At 68.5% G+C, this 4,101-nt stretch carries 2 protein-coding genes; one reads left to right on the forward strand and one right to left on the reverse strand.

Annotated features, from left to right (window positions below; translation table 11 throughout):
* Positions 1-469: 469 nt before the first annotated feature.
* Positions 470-1,735 carry a WD40 repeat domain-containing protein gene (locus ABT158_RS50945; RefSeq protein ID WP_352366692.1) on the reverse strand — a complete coding sequence of 422 codons (1,266 nt, stop codon included), beginning with the start codon at positions 1,733-1,735 and terminating at the stop codon, positions 470-472.
* A gap of 1,877 nt (positions 1,736-3,612) precedes the next feature.
* Here ABT158_RS50945 and ABT158_RS50950 point away from each other — a divergent pair.
* Entirely contained in the window at positions 3,613-3,819 is a 207-nt protein-coding gene (locus tag ABT158_RS50950; protein WP_020545593.1) for a cold-shock protein, read from the forward strand.
* Positions 3,820-4,101 lie beyond the last annotated feature (282 nt).

Here is a 4,101-nt window from a genome sequence, read left to right on the forward strand (position 1 = left end):
CGGCGGCGGGCCCCGCGGGCCAGACCCCCCCCCGCGACTAAACCCGGGGGGGGGGGGGGCGGGCCCGCGGGCGCCTCCGGGCCCGGGGGCGGGGGGGGGGGGGGGGGGCCCCCCCCCCCCCCCACCGAGGGTGACCGCAGTGCTGCCGCCGCGCGAGCAGGCACGGCTCGCCCTCCGCCCGCTCCAGCCTGGCCGTCAACGGCATCAGGTTGAAGAAGAAAGGCCCCCGGTGAACGGTAATGGCCGGATCGGCCCCCACGACGCTGTGGCACGTACGGCCGGAAAGACTCGGCGAAGGCGCTCTTGGGGAGATTGTGCCGTCACCACAGGCCATCATCGTCACGATCACGCCGAGCGCTGTGGCGGCATTCCACAGCCGTCCCCACGGGAGACACCCCTCAGGAAACAGAGCTCCTACGCTCCCATCCAGCACGCCCTGACTGCTCGCACTTTCGGTGTTTCCTCATGATCAGAGCGCAGGACATGGGTTGTGGGGGTCTGGATCGCCCAGTCCATCCGGCCAGCCCACGCCACCGGCGATCTTCGCCCACGTCGCCGGAGTCACCCGGAGAGCACGCACGGCCGAGTCGGCGCAGACGTCACGCAGCGGATCACCGCTGATCCCGCCGACCTGCCAGGACATCACCCCCCACCCGGCCGCCGCGCTCATGGCCACCCCGCCGTCGGCGCTCAACCCGACCGCGCCCACCGGGCCCGGCGGCCCAGGCAGATCGGCCAGCAGCACCGGACGCAGCCGGTCACGCAACCCCCACCAGCCGACCCTGCCGCCGTCCTCGCCCGTCACGGCGCCACTCCCGTCGGACGTCAACGCCACGCCGATGATCAGGCTCCGCACCCCCGGCAACGTCGCCAGCCGCCGCGGCCTGGCCGGATCGCCCACGTCCCACACCTGATTCCCCGTCACTGCCGTACGCCCATCGGCGCTCAGCGCACCCGCACCCCACGGCCCACCCGGCCGGGTCAGCACCCCCGCCTGAACCGGACGCGCCGGATCGGCCAGGTCCCACACCACAGCCTTGTCCTCGCTGACCGTCAACGCCCTGCGCCCATCAGCGCTCAACCCCGCCGACGACACCGCCGACGCGTGCACCGCCGACGGCCGCCGGATCTGCCCGCCGGCCGCGTCCCAGAAGACGACCCCGCCGCCGTAGAAGCCCGCCACGGCCCTCCCGCCGTCCTGTGACAGCGCCACCGCGCTCACCGGCCGCACGCCATCACCCGCTACGACCGTGCGCGAGCGGGAATGACTGCTCATCTCCCACATGCGCACCGAACCGTCGCGACCACCGATCAGGCCGGTGCGGCCATCAGCGGTGAGCGCCACCGCGGAGGCGTCCAGGCGATCCTGCAACGTGCTCGACGCGGTCACCAGCAGGCCGCGCCCGGGAAGACCCTGAGGCACCAGCTCCCACCGGACGACGCGCTCGTGCGCGTCCGCCGACAGCGCGATCCGCCCGTCGGCCGACAGCGCGAGGTCCCGCACGTCGCTCGCGCCCGGCAGATTGCCCTGACGCCCGGCGAGCAACGTGCCGGTCAGCGCGGCCCGCGTACCGGCATCGGCGTGCAGCTCGACCGCGGCCGCGCCCACGAGCCGCGCGGCCAGGTCATCGACATCACGCAGCCTCACCCCTTGCAGGGCCAGGTCCCTGGCGGTGGCGATTCTGGTGCTCTCACGCCCGTCGGCCACCACCCAGGCCAGCGCGACCAGCAGCACGCCTGCCAGCAGGATCAGGCCAGGACCTGACCACGGCCCACCGCGTGCAGCACGTTGATTCGTCATTCCTCGCGCTATCTGTAAGTGGTCGGGGCGGGGCCCAGAATCTTATCGACGGCGGAACCGCTGACCACGTCAATGGCCCCACAGACACCGTTGACCGAGCCCTGCTTCTTGTCCCGCAGTACCTTCTTCATCCATACCTGCGTGGGGGAGTAGCTCTGGTAGCAGTGCTCCTCGTAATTGTGCTTGGGGTTCTTGATGCAGGTCTCGATCGGGCTTATCGTCACATCCAGCCCGCTTCGGGTGAAGAATGCAGTCGTTCATGTCCGCGTGCAGTTTCGCGCATCCTTCGACCTTTCCGGTTCCAGGATGCATTCGAGATGAATGAGCCCTCCGCCGAAGCAGGTCTTCGGATCGCCTCCCCGGACATGGCAGTCGGTCACGCTGCCTGACATCCAGGTGTCGTACCCCGGTCCATACGGCAGCGCTGATACGCCTCGGTCGCCCCTGGGCAGACGTCGTTCGAGCCGTCCTCGGCGTCAGCGCATCTGTCGCCGAGTCGGAGGCAGCACAGCGGGTCATCCTGCGGTACGCGCTTCCGTCTGCCGGGTGATCGGAGCTCGCGTATATTGACGCGAAAGCCCTCGCAGAGCATGACCTGGGCGGATGTAGCTCTCGGCAGGGCGCGGCGCCACCGAGGCTGCGTCCTCAGAAAAGCAGCGAGAGCCCGTCCGCCCGTCGGCGGCGAGTCCGCGATCCTACGCCCATCGTGAATCCCCGACACAAGGTGTGACAGCCCGAGGACATGCGGTCAGCGAGGGCCGCCCGAACCGGGGGAGCCCATCTGTCGTCGCTCACTGCGGCACTCAAATGCCGGTCTGCTGAAGGCTCGCGTACACGATCACATTGTCGGCATAGCTGCGGGCCTGATGGTCCAATGCCCCGGCCGCAGGTGATGATGCGCAACTCCGCATACCCGGTCGCGCCGTAGACCTCGGCCGTCGGGAACGAGGTCTTGGCGACCTTCTCGACTCGCTGGACGAGAAACTTCTCGTGAGTGCCGTCCGAATGCGTGATGGTGATCAGGCCCTGGGGCGGAGCTCTCACAGGCGGGCGAAGACAGCTGGTCCGAACGCGCGTCCACGTGTCCGAGCAGGACGGCCGGGCCGACCTCGCCCGGAAGGGGGCCCTGAAAATCCGTCCGATCATTGTGGTGGCGAAGGAGACTTCGTCGGTGATTACTCTCTTCCCGGCGGCGTCCTTTTCCCGGACGAGGACGCCGTCATATGTGGTGCACCAGGAGAAGTGGTTCCTGGTGCTCCCCGCACTCCCATTCGTCCTTGATTCTGTCGTAGGGGTCGTCATCGGGCGCGGCGGCCCTGTTTACGGCCGTTCCGGACCGGATGCCGACGGTGAGGGCGTTCCAGTTTGTCCAGGCGCCGTTGATGCCGGCGGCGATGGCACGCGTTCTCCGGCGCAGTTTCCAGCCGTCGGTCAGTCTGCCGCTGGGAACTGTGACGGAGCCGGTGGAACCTTGTGTTGTCGAGGTGAGGTGCCGGACCAGATGAGGCCGTTGCCTTGGCCGGCGCGGTGCGGGCAACAGCGCGGTTGAACCGGGACTTGCAGGTCAAGGCGGTGATGGCGCGCGGATGAGGCCGACGTTGGCCGGGGGGCATGCACAGCACGACGGCACGTGTGCTAGATTGAGATCAGTTGCAGTTGTGGTACCCATAAAGACTTGTGTGCACCTGACGGTATGTAGCCTCAGGTGCATTTTTTGTTCTCCGGTCATTTCCGGGTGTGTGGTCCTATCGCGGCGACGCGGAATCCGTCCGACGCGGATTCCGGCTTTACACCCATCAAAGGAGAGCAACATGGCTTCCGGCACCGTGAAGTGGTTCAACGCGGAAAAGGGCTTCGGCTTCATCGAGCAGGACGGCGGCGGCGCCGACGTCTTCGCCCACTACTCCAACATCGTCGCCAACGGCGGCTACCGCGAGCTGCGCGAGGGCCAGAAGGTGGCCTTCGACGTCACGCAGGGCCAGAAGGGCCCGCAGGCCGAGAACATCGTCCCCGCCTGACACCACGGCGCACCACGTAGCCGGGGCCCGCGCCGCAGGGCGCGCTCCCCGGCGCGTTGCTTTTACGGCATCCATCGTGCCGTGACGACCTCGCAACCCGCCAAGCACAGCAGGTCTGTCCTTCCGCCACACACCGGATGCACCACCAACGGCCGCGGTTCGGGCAGAGGCTCGGTCCAGTTCCACGGCCGCGTTCTTCCCGGCGAAAGCCGACCATTTCGACGTACGAGCCCCAGGCTGTATCCGCCGGCTCGACTCGTCTTTCCCCGGCTCGTGCTAGCC

This window comes from Nonomuraea sp. NPDC001636 (genome assembly GCF_040298265.1).
Taxonomy (GTDB): Bacteria; Actinomycetota; Actinomycetes; order Streptosporangiales; family Streptosporangiaceae; genus Nonomuraea.

What these genes read in the sequence shown, in the direction of transcription:
- ABT158_RS50950 (WP_020545593.1), top strand. Translation starts at nt 3,613, where the DNA reads ATGGCTTCCGGCACCGTGAAGTGGTTCAACGCGGAAAAGGGCTTCGGC.